This window comes from Mycobacterium shimoidei (assembly GCF_900417275.1).
GTDB classification, from domain to species: domain Bacteria; phylum Actinomycetota; class Actinomycetes; order Mycobacteriales; family Mycobacteriaceae; genus Mycobacterium; species Mycobacterium shimoidei.
Genome location: NZ_UEGW01000001.1, coordinates 944,958 through 960,723, shown reverse-complemented (window position 1 = coordinate 960,723; position 15,766 = coordinate 944,958). Strand labels below are relative to the sequence as shown.

Below are 15,766 nucleotides of genomic sequence, written 5' to 3'. Positions count from 1 at the left end.
GCTGCCATCCATGGTTACTATGCCTGCCCTCGACGGCGTTGAGCACCGGTTTATCGACCTGGCCGACGGCGTCACCATCCACGTCGCCGACGCAGGCCCGGCCGGCGGGGCGCCGGTCATGCTGGTCCACGGCTTCCCGCAGAACTGGTGGGAGTGGCACGCGCTGATCGGCCCGCTGGCCGCCGACGGCTACCGGGTGCTGTGCCCCGACCTGCGCGGCGCGGGCTGGAGTTCGGCGCCCCGCTCGCAATATCGCAAAAACGACATGGCCGAAGACCTGTCGGGTGTGCTGGACCGGTTAGGCGTGGGGCCGGTGAAGCTGGTCGCCCACGACTGGGGCGGGCCGGTGGCGTTCATCTTGATGCTGCGGCACCCCGAGAAGGTCAGCGGATTCTTCGGCCTCAACACCGTGGCGCCGTGGGCGAATCGCGACCTTCGCACGCTCCGGCACCTGTGGCGGTTCTGGTATCAGATCCCGATCATGCTTCCCGTCGTCGGCCCGCGGCTGATCGCCAACCCCAAAGCCCGCTTCTCCCGGATGCTGATGTCGTGGGTCGGTGCCGGATTCTCGCCGCCCGACGAGGACGTCCAGATGTACATCGAATGCATGCGTCAATCCGGTCATGCGGTCGCCGGGTCGCGCTGGTACCGGACATTCCAAATGCGGGAGATGGCGCGCTGGATGCGTGGCGAATTCGATGACGCCCGTGTCGATGTCCCGGTCCGCTGGCTGCACGGCACCGGAGACCCGGTGATCAGGCCGGATCTGTTGCGTGGCTACGAGGAGCGCTGCAGCGATTTCGAGGTCGAGCTGGTGGACGGCGTCGGCCACTGGATTGTCGAGCAGCGACCTGACCTGGTGCTGGACCGGCTGCGCAAGTTCATGGCGGCTTGACGCTCAGTCGACGCTTCGGAGCGAGCCCAGCAGCGCGACCGATGCCTGCACGGCGGGGCCGACGATCTCGCGCACGTCCTTGCCGTCTTCGACGGCGACCGCTGTCAGTTCCCACAGGCCGCCCAACAGGATTACGGCCAACGGCGGCGTCAGCGGCACCAAGCCGGCCCGGCGGAATCCGGCGCTGCCGCTGAGGTCGATTAGCAGGCTGGTCAATGTTTGCAGACCTCGCCGCTGCGCCGGACGGGCGGCGTCGCCCAGCGACGGAAGTTCGCGGATCGAGCTCAACGTGACCGCGGGACGCGCTTCGATGTGACTCACGTACGCTTCGACGGCCTGACGAATCTGGCACTGCCAGTCGGCATCGGGGTCCACCGCTGCCCGAATGTCGGCTTCGAGTTGCTCGTTGACCGCGTGCAGCAACTCGAGGAAACACTCCTCTTTGCTGGCGTATTGGTCGTAGAAGGTGCGCTTGGACGTGCGGGCGTGCCGAACGATGTCGGCCACCGTCGTCGCACGATATCCGCGTTCGCCGATCGAGGTGGCCAGCCCGTCGAGCAGCCGGCGCCGAAACGGGTCGATGTCGACGAACGCCGCATCGGCCACTGCGGTCATGGCGACGCTCCTTTCGCCGGAACCCTTGCCAGTAGCTGGTACCACCCGGTACCGTACCCCACATAGTCGTTGGTACACCGCGGTACCACGCGAATGTTTGGGAGCGCATATGACTGAAGCTGTCACCGCCGCGCCGCCCGCCGTGCGGCTGCCTCCGTCGCCCCGGATTCCCAAAGTCGTTCAGGGGGCAGCGTTCGTCACGTCTCGCCGGTGGACGGTTCAGCAACTGGTCCGCCGCTACGGCAAGGCGTTCACCCTGCAGCTTCCGGTCTACGGCAATACGGTCGTGGTGGCCGAGCCACAGTTGGCTCGCCAGATCTTCACCACCAGCCCGGACGTACTGGGCAACATCCAGCCCAACCTGAGCCGGCTGCTCGGCTCGGGCTCGGTATTCGCGCTCGAGGGCGACGAGCATCGCAGGCGGCGGCGCCTGCTTGCCCCGCCCTTCCACGGCAAGAGCGTCAAGAACTACGAAGCGCTCATCGAAGAGGAGACGCTGCGGGAGACGGCAAACTGGCCGCAGGGCAAGCAGTTTGCGGCACTGCCGTCGATGATGTCGATCACGCTCAACGTCATCTTGCGCGCCGTGTTCGGCGCCGCCGGCGCCGAGCTCGACGAGCTTCGCCGCATCATCCCGCCCTGGGTGACGCTGGGCTCTCGGGTGGCGGCCTGGCCCAAGCCGTCCCGCACCTACGGACGCTACAGCCCGTGGGGCCGGCTGGGCGAATGGCGGCGCCGCTACGACGAGGTGATCGACAACCTGATCGCCGACGAACGCGCCGACCCGAACCTCGCTGAGCGGACCGACATCCTTGCGCTGATGCTGCGTAGCGTCTACGAGGACGGTTCGGCCATGTCGCGCAAGGACATTGGTGACGAGCTGCTGACCCTGCTGGCTGCCGGGCACGAAACCACCGCGGCCACACTGGGGTGGGCGTTCGAACGGCTGTGCCGACACCCCGAAGTGCTGGCCGCGCTGGTCGAGGAGGCCGACACCGACGGCAACGAGCTGCGCCAGGCCACCATTCTGGAGGTGCAGCGCAACCGGACAGTCATCGACTTCGCGGCCCGCCATGTGTTCGCGCCGACATATGAACTCGGCGAATGGGTCATTCCCCGTGGGTGTTCGATCTTCGTCAGCATCGCGCAAATGCACACCGACCCCGAGGCATTTCCCGACCCTGACCGCTTCGACCCGCAGCGCTACATCGGGACCAAACCGCCGACGTTTGCCTGGATCCCGTTCGGCGGCGGGGTCCGCCGTTGCGTGGGCGCCGCGTTCGCCAACCTGGAGATGGATGTGGTGCTGCGAACGGTGTTGCGCCACTTCATAATCGAGACCACAACCGCTCCCGGCGAGAAATGGCATGGTCGCGGTGTCGCGTTCACCCCGAAGGACGGCGGACGCATCGTGGTGCATCGCCGTTAAGATCTGCGGTCATGGCCGCCGACGGTAACCAGCTCCTGGACACGATGAACAGCGCGATGGAGAACACCATCCCGATCGCGCACAAAATGGGCGTGAAGGTGGTCGAGGCTCGGCGCGGTTTCGCCGCCACAACGGCGCCCGCCGAAGGCAACGGAAATCACTTCGGCGTCATGTATGCCGGCGTGCTGTTCACTGTCGCCGAAGTCCTCGGCGGAATCATCCCGCTCATTACCTTCGACAGCGCAAAGTATTTCCCGCTTGTCAAAGGTGTCGAGATCGAGTTCGTGGCGATGGCCCGCACCGCGGTCCGCGCACAAGCAACGCTCGACGAGGAAACCATCGAGCGCGTCGAAGCCGAGGTCGCCGAACACGGCAAGGCCGATTTCATCCTGGATGCCGTAGTGACCGACGCCGACGGCCAGACCGTCGCCACCACCCGCGGCTGCTACCAGCTACGCGCACACGGCAAGTAGCCCACGCAGGTTCTGGCTGAAAATCAGCCCTCGACGTTCGCCCGACGCGGCAGCTTCCAGTTCGGCCGGATGAAGTGGCAGGTGTAGCCGTTCGGGAACCGTTGCAGGTAGTCCTGGTGCTCGGGCTCGGCCTCCCAGAACTCTCCGGCGGGACTGACCTCGGTGACCACCTTGCCCGGCCATAATCCGGACGCGTCGACGTCGGCGATGGTCTCCTCGGCGATCCGCTTCTGCTCCTCGTCGAGGTAGAAGATCGCCGACCGGTAACTGGTGCCGACGTCGTTGCCCTGGCGGTTCTTGGTGGTCGGATCGTGGATCTGGAAGAAGAATTCCAGCAGCGTGCGATAGTCCGTCTCGTCCGGGTCGTAGACGATCTCGATCGCCTCGGCGTGGCCGGGGTGATTGCGATAGGTGGCGTGCGCGTTCTCACCGCCCGTGTACCCAACCCGGGTGGACACCACCCCGGGCTGATTGCGGATCAGATCCTGCATGCCCCAAAAGCAGCCGCCGGCCAGGATCGCCTTGTTATAGCTCGTCATGCTTCGAGCATAAGAACTGCTCGACAAACCCGGGTAGAACGTGTTCTAGTTTTGGCGTGACTCCCCGCACTTTCACCCGCGGTGAACTGGCCGCGGCGTTCGAGGCGTTCGAGGCGAACGTTGCCCGCGCGGCCGAAACCAAAGACTGGGACGCCTGGGTCGAGCACTACACGCCCGACGTCGACTACATCGAGCATGCGGCGGGCACCATGAAGGGCCGCGACGAAGTGCGGGCCTGGATCAACAAGACGATGACGACGTTTCCGGGCAGCCACATGACCGCTTTCCCGTCGCTGTGGTCGGTCATCGACGAATCCACCGGGCGGATCATCTGCGAGCTGGACAACCCGATGGTCGACCCCGGCGACGGCACCATCATCAGCGCGACGAACATCTCGATCATCACCTACGCCGGCGACGGCCTGTGGTGCCGCCAAGAAGACATTTACAACCCGCTGCGCTTTGTGCAGGCCGCGATGAAATGGTGTAAGAAAGCGCAGGCGCTGGGCACCCTCGACGACGACGCCGCACGGTGGATGCGCCAATACGGAGGCAACGGATGAACGCACAGCCCAAGCTGGTCATCGGCGCCAACGGCTTCCTCGGATCACACGTCACCCGCCAACTGGTCGCCGACGGCGCCGACGTGCGGGCCATGGTGCGACCGAACGCCAACACCCGATCGATCGACGATCTGGCGCTCACCCGCTTTGTCGGTGACGTCTTCGACACCGACACGCTGCGCGAAGCGATGAACGGATGCGACGTCGTGTACTACTGCGTCGTCGACACCCGCGCCTGGCTGCGTGACCCGGCGCCGCTGTTTCGCACCAACGTCGAGGGACTGCGCAACGTCCTCGACGTCGCGAAAGACGCCGGTCTGCGGCGGTTCGTCTTCACCAGCACCTATGCGACGGTGGGTCGGCGACGCGGCCATGTGGCAACCGAAGACGATCAGATCGTGCGACGTGGACTCACCGCGTACGTTCAATCCCGCGTTGAGGCAGAGGATTTGGTGCTGCAGTACGAGGCGGAAGCCGGTCTGCCCGCCGTCGCGATATGCGTCTCGACGACCTATGGCAGCGGTGATTGGGGCCGTACCCCGCACGGCGCCTTCATTGCCGGCGCGGTGTTCGGCAAGCTGCCGTTTGTCATGAACGGCATCCAGCTGGAAGTCGTCGGCGTGGACGACGCGGCCCGGGCGCTGATTCTGGCCGCCGAGCGTGGACGCAACGGCGAGCGGTACCTCATCTCCGAACGGATGATGCCGTTGAAGGAGGTGGTGCGGATCGCCGCCGATGAGGCCGGTGTCCCGGCGCCGCGACGCTCGATTTCGGTACCGGCCCTCTATGCGCTCGGCGCGGTGGGCAGCCTGCGCGCCCGGCTGACGGGCAAGGACGCCGAACTCAGCCTGGCTTCGGTGCGGATGATGCGCGCCGAGGCCCCCGTCGACCACAGCAAGGCGGTCCGCGAGCTCGGATGGCAGCCACGGCCGGTCGAGGAGTCCATCCGCGAAGCCGCCAGATTCTGGGCGGAGTTGCGCAACGCCAAAGGAAAGAGCACAACTGCCACGTGACCAAGAAGGTACGCGTCGACCTGAGCGGCGCGCCGCAGACCATGCTGGCGACGCTGTATGCCAAAGCGCTGGACGCCGACTTCGCAAAACCCATGCTGGGCGATCGGTACGCCAAGGAGATCATCGAGCGCATCGACTACGACTGGACCAAAACGACTATCAACGCGCGTCGCGCCTACTCGGTGACCACACGGACAGCGCACTTCGACCAGTGGGCCGGTAGTTTCCTTGCCGCGCACCCGGAATCGATTGTGCTGCATTTGGGATGCGGCCTGGACAGCCGTTTTCTCCGGCTGCAGCCCGGGCCTACAGTCGAGTGGTACGACGTCGACTATCCCGAGGTGGCGGCGCTACGCGACCAGCTGTACCCGAGCCGGGAGCACTATCACGTCGTGGCCGCCTCGGTCACCGACTCGGCATGGCTGGCGGACATCCCCACCGGCCGGCCCACGCTGATGATCGCCGAAGGGTTGACCATGTATCTCACCGAGCAGGACGGGATCGCCCTGCTGCGGCGGGTGGTCGAGCGGTTCGGTTCGGGCGAGTTGCAATTCGACGCATTCAACTGGCTCGGGATCCGCGCGCAGTGGCTCAACACCGTGGTCCGGCGGTCGGGATCCACCCTGATCTGGGCGGTCAACGGTCCCGACGACATCGCCGCGGCGGTACCCGGGGTGCGCCTGCTGGCCTGGGAGCGGTGGTTCGAGTCGGCCACGTTCGCGCAGCTCCCCCGCTCGTCGCGGATGCTCGGCAGAGTGATGGCGCTGATCCCCGCGGTTGCCAACATGGCGCAATACCATCGCTGGGCATTCTGATCGGGCGGGTCAGGCGGGAATCTCCGCCGTAGCGTGGTGTTGCATCTGCTATCCACATCTGAGGAGATGTCATCATGAGCCACCGCCCTGTCTTGGAACCGACCGCCGGGCACCCCATCACCATCGAGCCGACCGCGGGGCGGGTTCGAGTTCGCGTCAACGGGGAGATCGTTGCGGACACGCGTGCAGCGCTGGGCCTACGCGAGGCCACTATCCCTGTGGTGCAATACATTCCGTTCGATGATGTCGTGCAGGACGTTTTGACCCCCACCGACACCACCACCTACTGCCCATTCAAGGGTGAGGCCAGCTACTACAGCGTGACCACAGCGGGCGGCGACACCGTCGAAGACGTGATCTGGACATACCGGGAGCCCTACCCCGCAGTGGCGGCGATCGCCGGTCACGTCGCGTTCTACCCCGACAAGGCCGAGATCAGCGTCGAGCCGGACTAATCGAATACCTCTGCCGCTAAACGGGTGTCGCTGTATTCACGCACCGAAGTGATGAGCCCGTCGCGGGTTTCGACGAGGAAGACGAACGGGCTGTCGTAGCGCGTCCCGTCGGCGGTGACGCCGTGGCCCTGCGCCTCGATCACCACGCTCTCGCCGTCGTTGAAGCAGCGGATCAAGTCGAAGGTGAGCTGTAGGCGGTGTTTGCGCCGCTCGACCTCGCGTCGCAATGCCGCCTTGTCCATCGTCTCGCGGGTGACGATGGACCAATACGTGAAGTCGTCGTGAAGAAGCGTGAAGCACTCGTCGATGTCGGCGCCATCGGAGAGGCACTGCAAAAACATCCACGCCTGTTCGGCCTGCGGGTCGTCGAACGGGGTGGTCACAGTTGCCATCCTGTCGCGGAAGACGGTTGAGGGTCAATTGTCGGCCGGCCGACCTACACTTTCCGGGGATCTGGACAATGGAAGAAACTCGCACGGTCACGTTCCCCGGCGTGGTCAGCCCCGGGCTTACGCTGGCCCCGCTGCAGCGCGGCCGGCGCGATCCGTGCTTTCAGATATCCGACGATGGCGCTATCTGGCGTACCAGCCTGCTGCCCAGCGGACCCGTCACGGCGCGGATCAGCCGGGTGGCCCGCAACGCCGTCGAGTGCAGGGCGTGGGGGAGTGGCGCCGCGGAATTCCTCGACGCGTTACCGGCGTTGCTGGGCGCCGACGATGACCACGCCGATTTCGTGCCGCGGGAACCGACGGTTGCCGCCGCACACCGAAGGGTTCCGCATCTGCGGCTGGGACGCACCGGGCAGGTGCTTGAAGCGCTGATCCCGGCCATCCTCGAACAGCGGGTGCCCGGCGCCGACGCGTTTCGGGCCTGGCGGCTGCTGGTGACGAAGTTCGGCACGCCGGCTCCCGGGCCCGCACCGGCGCGCATGCGGGTGCCGCCGTCAGCGCAGGCGTGGCGAATGATCCCGTCGTGGGAGTTCCAGCGCGCCAACGTGGATCCCGGCCGGGCCCGCACCGTCGTCGGGTGCGCGCAGCGCGCGGACTCGCTGCAACGATTGGTGTCATGGCCGTCCGCCCAGGCCCGCGAAGCGTTGACGTCGCTGCCGGGTGTCGGTGCGTGGACCGCCGCCGAGACCGCGCAGCGCGCGTTCGGTGACCCCGACGCGCTGTCGGTCGGCGACTATCACATCCCCAAGATGATCGGCTGGACCCTGCTCGGCCATCCCATCGTCGACGACGTCATGGTCGAGTTGCTCGAACCCATGCGGCCGCACCGCCACCGGGTGGTGCGCTTGCTGGAGGTCAGCGGTCTGGCCGTCGAGCCCCGCCGCGGAGCCCGATTGCCGGTGCAGGACATCCGGTCGCTGTAGCGGGCGCGCGCCCGGTGGTTATCGAGCGTGGCCATCGGGTATGCGTAGCCGCAAGCGATCGACGACTGCAAGGAGCAATTCGATGAGTCAATTCACTGTCCCCGGCATGACCGACAAGCAGGCCGCTCAAGTGGCTGAGCTGCTGCAAAGACAGCTCAGCACCTATAACGACCTGCACCTGACGCTCAAGCACATCCACTGGAACGTGGTGGGCCCCAACTTCATTGGAGTGCACGAGATGATCGACCCGCAGGTCGAGCTGGTTCGCGGGTACGCCGACGAGGTGGCTGAGCGGATCGCGACGCTGGGCGGGTCGCCGGAGGGCACCCCGGGCGCGATCATCCGGGACCGCAGCTGGGACGACTACTCGGTGGGGCGCGACAGCGCGCAAGCACATCTCGCGGCGCTCGACGTGGTCTACACCGGAGTGGTCGAGGACATCCGCAAGGCCATCGAGGAAACCGAGGAAGCCGACCCGGTCACCCAGGACATCCTGATCGGGCAGGCCGTCGAACTGGAAAAGTTTCAGTGGTTCGTGCGTGCCCACCTGGAAAACCCCGGCGGCAAGCTTGCCCACCAAGGATCGTCGACCGAGCGGGGCGCTGCGAAAGCCGCGCGCCGCAAGGGCTAACCCACCCGGCGAGCGGGCGTGTCCCCGGCCGACACGCCGCGCCGATCGCCGATTCTGCGCCCGCTCGCGGCGAGGTGGTGCAACTCACCGATGCCGTCTCACCCCGCCATGGCTAACTTGGACCGACCAGCGTGCCGCATTTGCGGCAGCGCGGTCCGGCAAACTACTGCACCGGTGCTCGCCGGCGCCGTCGCCGCGGCCGCGGTGGGGTGAGGCACCGCACTCGAGCCGCACATGCGAGCGCGACTCAACAGGCGGCCGGTCCGCCGTATTGACTTCGTTAAACGTAAGTAAAAAGAGATTCTGGCAACTTCTATCTGTTGTTCGTTCCGCAAGTAATAACCGCGACTTGTGGCACAATCCAAAACGTGCCGCACCCTGCAAGCAGGGGCCCCGGTCGCCCCCCTGCAGCGAAGGCGGCCGAGACCCGCAAGCGTATCTTGCTTGCGGCTCGTGACGTGTTCAGCGAACGCGGTTACGACGCCGCTACGTTCCAGGCGATTGCGCTGCGCGCCGATCTGACCCGGCCGGCGATCAATCACTACTTTTCGAGCAAGCAGGTGCTATACCGCGAAGTCGTGGAACAGACCAACCAACTGGTGGTCGAGGCCGCCATCGAACGGGCCCGGCGCGAGCCGACCCTGATCGCGCAGGTGTCGACGTTCCTCGCCGGCGCAGTTGAGGCAGACTCCGAAAACCGTTCGGCCGCGCGGTTCCTCGTCACCGCAATCCTGGAATCACAACGCCATCCCGACCTGGGCGACGCCGAGCACGATTCCCTGCAGAACACGCGCGCCTTCTTCTCGTGGGCGACTCGGCAAGCGATTGAGCGCGGCGAACTCCCCCCCGATACCGACACCGAATCGTTGACCGAGGTGTTGATCGCGGTTCTGTGTGGTGTGGGGTTCTACGCCGGCTACGTAGGATCCGACCAAGAGATGACGACGATCATCGCCCAACTCAACCGGCTGCTGGCCGGCTCGGTGCTGCAGCCCAATAGCGGCAGCTGCCACCCGTGAGATAGCGCACAACACCAGATAGTTTGCCTAACTTATTGGGTACCATGGTGCCCATATGACCGAACTGGATGAACTGCGCTCGGTACGCAGTGAAGGGGACAGTTGGGACATCGCGACCAGCGTCGGCGCGACCGCAGTGATGGTGGCCGCCGCCCGCGCTGCCGAAACCGCTTGCGCTGATCCGTTGGTTCGCGACGAGTTTGCTCAGCTGCTGGTGTCTTCCGCGGGGCCGGGGTGGGCACAGCTGGCCAGTCCCGACATGGATTGGATCGGCGACGACGAGCACGGCCGGCGCGCGCACCGGGTGTCCCGCGACTACCAGGCCGTGCGCACCCACTTCTTCGACGAGTACTTCGATGCCGCCGCCAACGCCGGCATCCGCCAAATGGTGATCCTGGCCGCCGGACTGGATTCACGCGCATACCGGCTGAATTGGCCTGCGGGCACCACGGTTTATGAGATCGATCAGCCCAAGGTGCTGCAATACAAGACCAGCACTTTGGAAATGGCCGGTGCAACTGCCAAGGCGACGCGACGGACCGTGCCGGTGGACTTGCGCGACGACTGGACTGCGGCATTGCAAGCCGCTGGGTTTGACCGATCGCGGCCGACGGCTTGGCTGGCCGAAGGTCTACTGCCCTACTTGCCGGGCGAGGCCCAGAACCGGCTCTTCGAGATGCTCACCGCGCTTAGCGCGCCGGCCAGTCAGTTCGCAGTGGAAGTCTTCAACGTCGACTCGACCAACGAACGGCGGCGCGCCGCCCGGCGGGCGCGCTGGGCCCGGATGCAGCGGCTTGGCCTGGACGTCAACGTCGAAACCCTGACCTACCACGACGACGCCGAGCGGGCCGATGCCGCGGAGTGGCTGACGGAGCACGGCTGGCAGGTGAGCACCGTGGCCAACCGTGAGGAGATGGCACGGCTGGGCCGACCGGTCCCCGACGACCTGGCCGACGAGGCCATCGTCAGCGACCTGCTGCGGGCACGTCTGGGAGGATCATGAGCACCTTGCGCACCCACGACGACACCTGGGACATCGCGACCAGCGTGGGCACCACCGCGGTGATGGTGGCCGCCGCTCGCGCCATCGAAACCGACAGGGCAGAACCGCTAATCCGTGATCCGTACGCGAAACTTCTCGTCGCCAACGCGGGCGCGGCCGGGTGGGGATCCATGCTCGACGAGACGATCGTCGCCAAAGTGGAGTCCATCGACCCGGAAACCGCGGCAGTCTTTGAGCACATGCGCAGCTATCAGGCCGTGCGAACGCATTTCTTCGACGCCTACTTCGCCGCTGCGGTTGATGCAGGCATCCGCCAGGTGGTCATCCTGGCCTCCGGGCTGGATTCTCGCGCGTACCGGCTGGAGTGGCCCGCCGGCACCGTGGTCTTCGAGATCGACCAGCCCAAGGTGCTGGCGTACAAGTCTGCCACCCTGGCCGAGGCGGGCATCACCCCATCGGCCGACCGCCGTGAGGTGCCTATCGACCTGCGCCAGGACTGGCCGGCAGCACTGCGCGGTGCGGGTTTCGATCCGGCGGCGCCGACAGCATGGCTGGCCGAAGGGTTGCTGATGTATCTGCCGGCGGACGCCCAAGACCGGCTGTTCGAGCAGATCACGGAACTGAGCACGCCGGCGAGCCGCATCGCCGTCGAAACCGCCGCCCGCCATGCTGACCAGCGCCGCCAAGAGATGCGGGAACGGTTCCAAAAGGTGGCCGACGAGCTCGGCCTGCAACAGAGCGTCGACGTCCAGGAGCTGATCTACCACGACGAGCATCGGGCGGATGTCGCCGACTGGCTGAGCAAGCACGGCTGGCACGCCACAGCGCAGAATTCGGGAGACGAGATGCGCCGGTTGGGTCGCTGGGTGGACGGCGTGCCGATGGGCGACGACAAGGATGCGTTCGCGCAGTTCGTGACCGCCGAGCGCGGCTAGGCCGCGGCAGCCTGTTGCCCAACCAGCTGGTTGATTAGGATTGGGTTTCCTCCGCTCAGGAAGGGGAGACCATGACCACCGAAGCCGCCGCAAAGGCCACCAGCGACACCACCCCGGCTGGTCCAGATATCGCTGCGATCCTAGCGCGGTTGCGGCGAACCTTCGCTACCGGCAAGACCCGCACCCTGCAGTGGCGGCAAACGCAGCTTCGCGCCCTTGAGCGGATGATGGCCGAAAACGAGGCCAAGATCGCCGAGGCGTTGAACGAGGATCTTTGCCGCAAACCGTTCGAGGCCTGGATGGCCGATACCGCGACCACCGCCGGTGAAGCGCGCTACGCCGCCAAACATGTCAAGAAGTGGATGCGCCGCAAACACCGTCGGCTCGAGCTTTCGCAGCTGCCCGGTCGCGGGTGGATCGAATACGAGCCGTACGGCACAGTGCTGATCATCGGCGCCTGGAATTACCCGTTCTATCTGACACTTGGCCCGGCCGTCGGGGCGATCGCCGCGGGAAACACGGTGGTGCTCAAGCCCTCTGAGATCGCGGCCGCCTCGGCTCGGTTGATGGCCGAGTTGGTGCCGCAGTATCTGGACACCGATGCGATCGCCGTGGTCGAGGGCGACGCCTCGGTCAGCCAGGAGTTGCTCGCGCAGGGCTTCGACCGGGTGCTGTTCACCGGCGGCACCGAGATCGGCCGCAAGGTCTACGAGGCTGCCGCGCCACATTTGACTCCGGTCACGCTGGAGCTCGGCGGCAAGAGCCCGGTGATCGTCACTGCCGACGCCGACGTCGACGTTGCGGCCAAGCGGATCGCCTGGATCAAGCTGATGAATTCCGGCCAGACGTGCGTGGCGCCCGATTACGTGTTGGCCGACGTCAAGATTCGCGACCAGCTGGTCGACAAGATCGGCGAAGCCATCACCAAGTTCGCCTCCGATGAACCGACCGGTATGCGCATTGTCAACAAGCGCCAATTCGACCGGCTGACAAGCTATTTGGCCGATACGAAGGGAACCATCGCGCTCGGTGGTGCGTCCGACGCTGCGACGCTTCGCCTGCAGCCCACCGTGGTGGTCGATCCGGATCCGGACGATGCATTGATGCGCAACGAGATCTTCGGTCCGATCCTGCCGGTGATTTCCGTCCAATCTGTCGACGACGCAATTGGATTCGTCAACTCGCGACCGAAGCCACTGTCGGCGTACTTGTTCACCAAGAGCCGCGCGGTGCGTGAGCGGGTGATCAAAGAGGTACCCGCGGGAGGGATGCTGGTCAACCACCTCGCCTTCCAGGTGACCACCACCAAACTGCCGTTCGGCGGCGTCGGGGCCTCGGGGATGGGCGCCTACCACGGCCGCTTCGGATTCGAGGAATTCAGTCACCGCAAGTCGGTGCTGACCAAGCCGACCCGACCCGACGTGTCGGCGATGATCTACCCGCCGTATACAGAGAAGGCATGGAAGTTGGCGCGCCGGCTGTTCTGATGCCGGCGCGTCCCACCCAGAAAGGACAGTTATGCCCGGAGTGCAGGATCGCGTCGTCATCGTCACCGGAGCCGGTGGGGGGCTGGGCCGCGAATATGCGCTGACCCTCGCGCGCGAAGGTGCCAGCGTCGTCGTCAACGACCTCGGTGGTGCGCGCGACGGCACCGGCGCAGGTCATGCGATGGCCGACAAGGTGGTCAGCGAGATCAAGGATGCCGGCGGGCGGGCAGTCGCCAACTATGACAGCGTCGCCGATCAAGACGGCGCGGCCAACATCGTCAAGACGGCGCTCGATGAGTTCGGCAAGCTCGACGGCGTGGTGAGCAACGCCGGGATTCTGCGCGACGGCACCTTCCACAAGATGACTTTCGAGAACTGGGACGCCGTGCTCAAGGTGCACCTCTACGGCGGGTACAACGTGATTCGTGCCGCCTGGCCGCACTTTCGCGAGCAGAGCTTCGGCCGCGTGGTCGTAGCGACCTCAACCAGCGGTCTGTTCGGCAACTTCGGTCAGGCCAACTATTCAGCCGCCAAGCTGGGTCTGGTGGGCTTGATCAACACGCTGGCCCAGGAGGGCGCCAAGTACAACATCCACGCCAACGCGCTGGCGCCGATCGCCGCAACCCGGATGACCCAGGACATCCTGCCGCCGGAGGTGTTCGAGAAGCTCACACCCGAATTCGTCGCGCCGGTGGTGGCTTACCTGTGTACGGAAGAGTCCGATGACACCGGGTCGGTGTTCATCGTCGGCGGTGGCAAGGTCCAGCGCGCCGCGCTGTTCCAGAACGAGGGTGTGACCTTTAAGGAGCCACCCTCGGTCGAGGACATCGCCGCGAACTGGTCGAAGATCACCGACCTGTCGGCTGCACAGCAGGCGAAGTTCTCGCTGTAAGCCGCCGTACGCGCACCGCTTGGGTCTAGAACCCAAGCGGTGCGAGGTCCTCCATGATGTTGTCCAGCGCGTTCTGGATGATGAAGAACGAGAAGCCGGTGGCCACTGTGTAGATCGCGGTGTTGGCCGCGATCGGCAGACCGATTGCGTCGATGAAGTCGCCGTTCTGCAAGGCCTCGGTGAACAGCGCGAGGTCGTATGCCGGGACACTGGTCGACAGTGCATTGGAGATGTCGCCCAGAGGCAGGAACACGGCATAGGCATCGGCAAACGCCGCCGAGATGGCGTTCGCGATATCGGTCACCGACGGCGTGGCCAGCGGTTCTGCCGAGAGCACATCCGACAGGTCAAAATCGACCGTCGGCATCCACGCGGCGGGGTTCGTCAGATCCTCCTGGAAAGCTGCGAACCCTTGTTGCGCCCCCGTGACGAGGTCGTTGAAGAGCTGGGTCGGGTCGACGTCGGGGAACAGCCCGAACGGAGTGGGGACGTTTGCAAACCCACCCGCCAGCAGGTTGTCCGGGTCGAGCTGGTCACCGCCGTAGCCGAGGTCGACGAGGATCTTCAGGTCCGGCTCAATGAGATCCAGGAACGGTTGCGGTACACCGAACGTGCCGAGCGCGGTGATCAGCGGCAGTTCCGAGGGAATCATGTAGTAGGTGGTGCTGGTGGTTCCGTCGGTGGGCAACAGCACCGCCGACGCAAGCTGCTCGTCGCTGAGGATCGGATACGAGCCGTGCACCGATGGGTTACCGAACCCCAGACCCAGTAAGGCGTTGAGATCCGCCAGGAAGTTCAGCGGGTACTTCGGGAAGTCGGCGTAGCCGTCGTACTCCAGTGTGTAGATGGTGGTCGGGTAAAGGTCATCGGGCGTGGCGCCGTAGAACGTCAGACCCAGGCTGGGCAAGACCAACTGCGGGTCGTTGAACATTTGGCCGTTCATGTCGGTGAAGCCGGCGAAGCGCTCGAGGATCCCGCCGTTGGGGTTCATCGGATCGCCGATCAGCACAAAGTTCACCTGCGACGGGTCCACACCCTTGTCGGCGAGTTCGTGCATCACCAGCGAGGAGATGACGGAGCTCTGCGAGTATCCGAAGACCCCGAGGGTCCCGCCGTCCGGGACCTTGTTCGGGTCGGCCAAGTCGTTGAGGATCTGGGTGGTGAGGATGTCGACCCCCCGATCGACCGACACGTCGAGCGTCAAGTCCTTGATGCCGGTGAGGGGATACAGCCCTTCGGGTGTGAACAGACCGTTGACGTCGCACGGCGCGGAGGGGCAGGGCGAGTCGAAATTGACCGACGGGAAGTTGGGCTGGATGAATCGGGTGAAGACGTCGGCCATGTACGCGCCGTTGAAGCCCTCCTGCGGTATCGGCGTGCCGCTGCCGCCCATGAGCTCCACCCAGGACACGTTTTCGTTGGGGAACGGCGGCTCGCCGGGTGGGGTCGGTGCATCAGCGAACGCGATGGCCGAGCCCGTCATCGACGTAAGCGATATCATGCCTGCGCCAGCAGTTGAGAGCAGTCCAACCGTGAGCCAACGAAGCGTCCCGCCTGTCATTACGACCTCTCCGATCCTTAATCGAGCATGGCGCAGCCATATGCGACGTATGTAGAATCATGCACCGCA

18 protein-coding genes are annotated in these 15,766 nt (G+C 65.4%); 14 read left to right on the top strand and 4 right to left on the bottom strand.

Translation table 11 applies throughout. From position 1 onward, the window contains the following. Positions 1-10 precede the first annotated feature (10 nt). Positions 11-895 (top strand): alpha/beta fold hydrolase, encoded by an 885-nt coding sequence (locus MSP7336_RS04695; RefSeq protein ID WP_113963167.1) that lies wholly within the window; start codon positions 11-13, stop codon positions 893-895. A gap of 3 nt (positions 896-898) precedes the next feature. Here MSP7336_RS04695 and MSP7336_RS04690 read toward each other — a convergent pair whose 3' ends face one another. Then, positions 899-1,510, bottom strand: coding sequence for a TetR/AcrR family transcriptional regulator (locus MSP7336_RS04690; protein WP_113963166.1), 612 nt, complete (start codon positions 1,508-1,510; stop codon positions 899-901). 109 nt (positions 1,511-1,619) lie between these two features. On the opposite strand from MSP7336_RS04690, the gene MSP7336_RS04685 reads away from it, so the two are divergent. Continuing rightward, entirely contained in the window at positions 1,620-2,939 is a 1,320-nt protein-coding gene (locus tag MSP7336_RS04685) for a cytochrome P450 (protein ID WP_113963165.1), read from the top strand. A gap of 11 nt (positions 2,940-2,950) precedes the next feature. After that, the gene (locus tag MSP7336_RS04680; RefSeq protein WP_113963164.1) at positions 2,951-3,412 is read left to right on the top strand and encodes a YiiD C-terminal domain-containing protein; all 462 of its coding nucleotides are present in this window, start codon (positions 2,951-2,953) and stop codon (positions 3,410-3,412) included. Between the two features lie 23 nt (positions 3,413-3,435). Here the strand turns inward: MSP7336_RS04680 and msrA are convergent, their stop codons facing one another. Further along, positions 3,436-3,951: a peptide-methionine (S)-S-oxide reductase MsrA gene (gene msrA, locus MSP7336_RS04675; RefSeq protein WP_113963163.1), complete on the bottom strand. Its 516-nt coding sequence runs from the start codon at positions 3,949-3,951 to the stop codon at positions 3,436-3,438. A gap of 56 nt (positions 3,952-4,007) precedes the next feature. Here msrA and MSP7336_RS04670 point away from each other — a divergent pair, with 56 nt between their 5' ends. The 4 genes from MSP7336_RS04670 (at position 4,008) to MSP7336_RS04655 (ending at position 6,797) form a co-directional block, all read left to right on the top strand. After that, on the top strand, positions 4,008-4,514 hold the full coding sequence (locus MSP7336_RS04670) for a nuclear transport factor 2 family protein (RefSeq protein WP_069394194.1): 507 nt from the start codon (positions 4,008-4,010) through the stop codon (positions 4,512-4,514). After that, positions 4,511-5,527: an NAD-dependent epimerase/dehydratase family protein gene (locus MSP7336_RS04665; RefSeq protein ID WP_113963162.1), complete on the top strand. Its 1,017-nt coding sequence runs from the start codon at positions 4,511-4,513 to the stop codon at positions 5,525-5,527. Before MSP7336_RS04670 ends, MSP7336_RS04665 begins: the two co-directional genes overlap by 4 nt. A 41-nt stretch (positions 5,528-5,568) precedes the next feature. Continuing rightward, positions 5,569-6,342: a class I SAM-dependent methyltransferase gene (locus MSP7336_RS04660; RefSeq protein ID WP_113964778.1), complete on the top strand. Its 774-nt coding sequence runs from the start codon at positions 5,569-5,571 to the stop codon at positions 6,340-6,342. A gap of 74 nt (positions 6,343-6,416) precedes the next feature. Beyond that, on the top strand, positions 6,417-6,797 hold the full coding sequence (locus MSP7336_RS04655) for a DUF427 domain-containing protein (RefSeq protein WP_113963161.1): 381 nt from the start codon (positions 6,417-6,419) through the stop codon (positions 6,795-6,797). On the opposite strand, the gene MSP7336_RS04650 is transcribed toward MSP7336_RS04655, so the two are convergent. After that, the gene (locus tag MSP7336_RS04650; protein WP_113963160.1) at positions 6,794-7,189 is read right to left on the bottom strand and encodes a nuclear transport factor 2 family protein; all 396 of its coding nucleotides are present in this window, start codon (positions 7,187-7,189) and stop codon (positions 6,794-6,796) included. The genes MSP7336_RS04655 and MSP7336_RS04650 overlap by 4 nt on opposite strands. A 68-nt stretch (positions 7,190-7,257) precedes the next feature. Here MSP7336_RS04650 and MSP7336_RS04645 point away from each other — a divergent pair, with 68 nt between their 5' ends. From MSP7336_RS04645 to MSP7336_RS04615, 7 genes are all read left to right on the top strand, one after another. Beyond that, the gene (locus MSP7336_RS04645) at positions 7,258-8,169 is read left to right on the top strand and encodes a DNA-3-methyladenine glycosylase family protein (RefSeq protein ID WP_113963159.1); all 912 of its coding nucleotides are present in this window, start codon (positions 7,258-7,260) and stop codon (positions 8,167-8,169) included. 82 nt (positions 8,170-8,251) lie between these two features. Further along, positions 8,252-8,800 (top strand): DNA starvation/stationary phase protection protein Dps, encoded by a 549-nt coding sequence (gene dps, locus MSP7336_RS04640; RefSeq protein WP_113963158.1) that lies wholly within the window; start codon positions 8,252-8,254, stop codon positions 8,798-8,800. A gap of 368 nt (positions 8,801-9,168) precedes the next feature. Next, positions 9,169-9,819 carry a TetR/AcrR family transcriptional regulator gene (locus MSP7336_RS04635; RefSeq protein ID WP_069394199.1) on the top strand — a complete coding sequence of 217 codons (651 nt, stop codon included), beginning with the start codon at positions 9,169-9,171 and terminating at the stop codon, positions 9,817-9,819. Between the two features lie 55 nt (positions 9,820-9,874). Continuing rightward, complete coding sequence (locus MSP7336_RS04630; RefSeq protein ID WP_113963157.1) at positions 9,875-10,822, top strand: SAM-dependent methyltransferase; 948 nt, start codon at positions 9,875-9,877, stop codon at positions 10,820-10,822. Beyond that, positions 10,819-11,757: a class I SAM-dependent methyltransferase gene (locus MSP7336_RS04625; RefSeq protein WP_069394201.1), complete on the top strand. Its 939-nt coding sequence runs from the start codon at positions 10,819-10,821 to the stop codon at positions 11,755-11,757. The genes MSP7336_RS04630 and MSP7336_RS04625 overlap by 4 nt, the downstream gene beginning before the upstream one ends. Positions 11,758-11,828: 71 nt before the next feature. Continuing rightward, positions 11,829-13,244 (top strand): aldehyde dehydrogenase family protein, encoded by a 1,416-nt coding sequence (locus MSP7336_RS04620; RefSeq protein ID WP_113963156.1) that lies wholly within the window; start codon positions 11,829-11,831, stop codon positions 13,242-13,244. Between the two features lie 31 nt (positions 13,245-13,275). Then, complete coding sequence (locus tag MSP7336_RS04615; RefSeq protein WP_069394203.1) at positions 13,276-14,136, top strand: SDR family oxidoreductase; 861 nt, start codon at positions 13,276-13,278, stop codon at positions 14,134-14,136. Positions 14,137-14,161: 25 nt separating this feature from the next. Here the strand turns inward: MSP7336_RS04615 and MSP7336_RS04610 are convergent, their stop codons facing one another. Further along, complete coding sequence (locus MSP7336_RS04610) at positions 14,162-15,619, bottom strand: PE-PPE domain-containing protein (protein ID WP_181786555.1); 1,458 nt, start codon at positions 15,617-15,619, stop codon at positions 14,162-14,164. Between the last annotated feature and the right edge of the window lie 147 nt (positions 15,620-15,766).